The following is a 465-nucleotide window of genomic DNA, read 5'->3' on the forward strand; positions in this document are numbered from 1 at the left end:
TCTCATGCGTGCGCTGTGCAGCCATCAGAGCTTCGCGCGTCGCCCGTCCGGTTGGGCCCGGCGGCGAACGTGCAGCTTCCTGTTCGCTTCAGCCCGGCCCAGCGCGAAAGGCTGCACGTTGGTCACAGGGTCTGGCACGGGTCATACGTCTCGGGACGGTCAGCTGAGAACTCCGGAAGGCGCGTCCCGCTCGCCACGAAATACCCGCGGTCATCGGCGCGCCCGCCCGCATGCAGTCTGCCCTCGAACCTGCGCCCCGCGGCTGCCCCGGCCAACACCCGCCATGGCGCTCGCCCGGTCATGGCGAGGCTGTGCTCACCGAGTCGACCCAGTGTGTCGTAATCGCCTTCTTCCAACGCCCGCATAACGGCCCCGTCGTACACGTCCGCCTCGTTGGCGTTATGCGCCCGATCCGACGCCGTCATGCACGTCGACCCCTCGCCGATGACGATCAGTGCCACTCTC

1 pseudogene is annotated in these 465 nt (G+C 68.2%); it reads right to left on the minus strand.

From position 1 onward, the window contains the following. Positions 1 to 122 precede the first annotated feature (122 nt). Positions 123 to 465: pseudogene (locus tag IMZ11_RS44020) on the minus strand (hypothetical protein); the annotation flags it as partial.

The organism is Microtetraspora sp. AC03309, from assembly GCF_020826795.1.
Taxonomy (GTDB): domain Bacteria; phylum Actinomycetota; class Actinomycetes; order Streptosporangiales; family Streptosporangiaceae; genus Microtetraspora; species Microtetraspora glauca.